Below are 2,806 nucleotides of genomic sequence, written 5' to 3' on the forward strand. Positions count from 1 at the left end.
TTTTTAACATTTTTCTGCCAAAATAGGTTTTTTAAGGCGTTTCTTTTAACTTCAACCAATCACCCAAAGCTTAAGTGCTGGGCATAGAACTCACGCTATTCGGAGGTGTTGACATGGACAGGGTTTACCTCACCTGGTGGCAGGTTGACAGGGCGGTTTTCTCCCTGGCCGGGGAGATCAGGAAACACTTCAGGCCGGATGTTGTGGTTGGAATCGCCAGGGGGGGCCTCGTTCCTGCTGTAATGCTAAGCCACATCCTTGGTGACCTGGAGCTCAAGGTCATTGACGTTAAGTTCTACAAGGATGTGGAGAAGAAGATGGAGAGGCCTGTAATAACAATACCCCTCCACGGGTCGCTTGAAGGAAAGAGGGTTCTCATAGTGGACGACGTCAGCGACACCGGGAAGACCCTCGAGGTCGTCATCGAGGATGTCAAGAATGCAGGAGCGAGCGAGGTTAAAGTGGCATGCCTCAGCATGAAGCCCTGGACGAAGGTCGTTCCCGACTTCTACGTTTTCAGGACCGACAAGTGGGTCGTCTTCCCCTGGGAGGAGTTCCCCGTTGTCGTGAGGGAGTGAGTTTTTTGCCTATGCACTTTCTCTGCATCGCCATGCAACTTTTTACTCAGGTTTCTTTTGATTCATTCCACAGAAAAAACGCAACTCCGAACGAATTTATACTCGAAAAAAAAAGGAAGAATTTTTACTCAGAGTAAAAGGAAAAATTTATAAGGATAAGCTGCTCATGTAATAATATAAAACTTAGGGAGGGAACTCATATGAAGCGAAAAATCTTGCTTTTCATTCTGGTCGTTGCAATTTTGATTTTTTCCATAGGTTACATCCAGGCAACGCCCCTAGGGGGCGCCAGGGTAACTCTACTAGACGAGAATGGAAAAGCTTTGACGGATTACGGCAAGGTATACTACACGGTGTGGACTTTTGACGAGAAGGGCAGCATAAAAACATTGCAGGGGGGCACACTTGAAAGAAGCTTCATATTCTCCGGCAACACAATACGGATATCCGCCCCATCCTTAAACCGGGCCAGGGAGATTGCGAAAAAAATAGGATCGAAAACGGCTTTCATCGGGATTGACTTATGGGTTGTGAAAGACGGGAAAGTTTACACTTTACCTCCAGAAAGCTTTGAAACTAAAGTGGGCGAAGCTACCCTCCCCGAGAGCGTTAAGTTGAGGATAAATCTAATGAATGCCACAGTTAAAAGAATTAAAGAGGAAACAACCACCGCGAAGACAGGAGGTAAAAATATAAAACCCCTCGTCAGCGGGCACTGGTACGAATGGAGAACAGTCAGAGGCGGAGAAAATTCTTATAACAACGTGGAAATACCCGTCTTAATAATCCATAACCTGGCCTGGAGTGATGTTTTCGGAACGGTTGATATTGCCGCAGAGGTTCAGAAATACTGGGGACCCGATGTTACTGTGGCGTTTGGAGACCAGATTTCTAAGAAAGTGAAATTTGACCCAAGTTCGATGACAGTGAAAGTTCTGGGAAGATCCATAACGGACTACTACGCCGGAGGAGACGATATAACAGTGCCCAAAGAGTACTCCTGGGGTTATGTATGGATTAAGGGAACCGTTCATTACATACATCAAAAGGAATACTCCTGCTATACGGGACTGGGCTGTTTTGAAACCGGGAACGAGAGGTACTTTGCGAAAATTGACAGGTTCACAATCGACAGATATGGAACAGTTAAGCATATAAAAAGCGGTCACAGCCTGGGAATGCCCCGTTATAACTTTCCCAGTGAATGGATGAAGAAATCGGAAGGCATTAGCGGAAACATTAATGCTCCAATATCCATATCCGAATTTTATGGCAAGATATACGCAGGAAGCGACGGACATAGCTTTGGCGTTGGTGTTCCAGTTGGGGCTATTTTAAAGGGTTTAAGTGGTGGAGCCCTCCCAGACTGGTTTGACGCCATTACAATAGGTTTCAGCACCGGAGATTATGCCAGTTATGTAATGCTGGGACACCTCAAAAACAAGGGACCCGATAGTCAGGTAACGTTCTATGCCATGGAAAGTAAATATAAAGTCAGAATCCCGGTACACCACTGGTATGGCACCAGTTATGAGGACGTGAACGTTCCTGTTGGTTTGTACGTGGAAGTTGATGATTGAAGCCGGCAACGTTTACTTTTATTTTACTTCGAGGGGACTCGAAACCCCTTTAACCTTTCCATCAAACTTTTCCCGGTGGTGGTATGAGGGCGTTCATAGCCATCGACGTCAGTGACGAGGTTCGCGACAGCCTTCTCAGAGCGCAGGAGAGGATAGGTACCAAATCCGCCAAAATAAAGTTCGTCGAGCGGGAGAACTTCCATGTGACGCTGAAGTTCCTCGGCGAGATTGACGAGGCCCTAGCTGAAGAGGTAAAGAGAGCCTTGAAAGAGATAGCGAAAAGGCACAGAAAACACCGAGTTCGTGTTAAGGGCATGGGCGTCTTCCCGAACCCGAACTACGTGAGAGTGATATGGGCCGGGATAGAGAACGACGAGGGTATCAGGGCTATAGCGACTGATGTGGAAAGGGAGATGCGTCGCTTGGGCTTCAAGAAGGACAAGGATTTCGTGGCGCACATCACCATCGGCAGGATTAAGTTCGTGAGGGATAAGCTTGAGCTGGCCATGGCGTTAAAAGACCTCGCCAACGAGGACTTCGGTGAGTTCGAAGTTAACGCGATAGAACTGAAAAAGAGCACGCTAACTCCCAAGGGACCGATTTACGAGACGGTTGTGAGATTCGAGCTGGCAGAATGAGGTCTGGGGG

3 protein-coding genes are annotated in these 2,806 nt (G+C 47.4%); all 3 read left to right on the top strand.

Features of this window, described 5'->3' with window-relative positions; all coding sequences use genetic code 11:
- Positions 1 to 113: 113 nt before the first annotated feature.
- The 3 genes from MV985_RS08050 to thpR all read left to right on the top strand — a co-directional run bounded on the left by MV985_RS08050 (position 114) and on the right by thpR (position 2,796).
- Entirely contained in the window at positions 114 to 578 is a 465-nt protein-coding gene (locus MV985_RS08050; RefSeq protein ID WP_297465108.1) for a phosphoribosyltransferase, read from the top strand.
- A 200-nt stretch (positions 579 to 778) separates the two neighbouring features.
- Positions 779 to 2,158, top strand: coding sequence for a hypothetical protein (locus MV985_RS08055; RefSeq protein WP_297465109.1), 1,380 nt, complete (start codon positions 779 to 781; stop codon positions 2,156 to 2,158).
- An 83-nt stretch (positions 2,159 to 2,241) separates the two neighbouring features.
- The gene (gene thpR / locus MV985_RS08060; RefSeq protein ID WP_297465111.1) at positions 2,242 to 2,796 is read left to right on the top strand and encodes an RNA 2',3'-cyclic phosphodiesterase; all 555 of its coding nucleotides are present in this window, start codon (positions 2,242 to 2,244) and stop codon (positions 2,794 to 2,796) included.
- Positions 2,797 to 2,806 lie beyond the last annotated feature (10 nt).

The sequence above is a fragment of the Thermococcus sp. genome (assembly GCF_027012695.1).
Lineage (GTDB): Archaea > Methanobacteriota_B > Thermococci > Thermococcales > Thermococcaceae > Thermococcus.

Excerpts from the sequence above, each read along its gene's own strand:
- MV985_RS08055 (WP_297465109.1), top strand. The coding sequence starts at position 779 with ATGAAGCGAAAAATCTTGCTTTTCATTCTGGTCGTTGCAATTTTGATT.
- MV985_RS08050 (WP_297465108.1), top strand. The coding sequence starts at position 114 with ATGGACAGGGTTTACCTCACCTGGTGGCAGGTTGACAGGGCGGTTTTC.
- thpR (WP_297465111.1), top strand. The coding sequence starts at position 2,242 with ATGAGGGCGTTCATAGCCATCGACGTCAGTGACGAGGTTCGCGACAGC.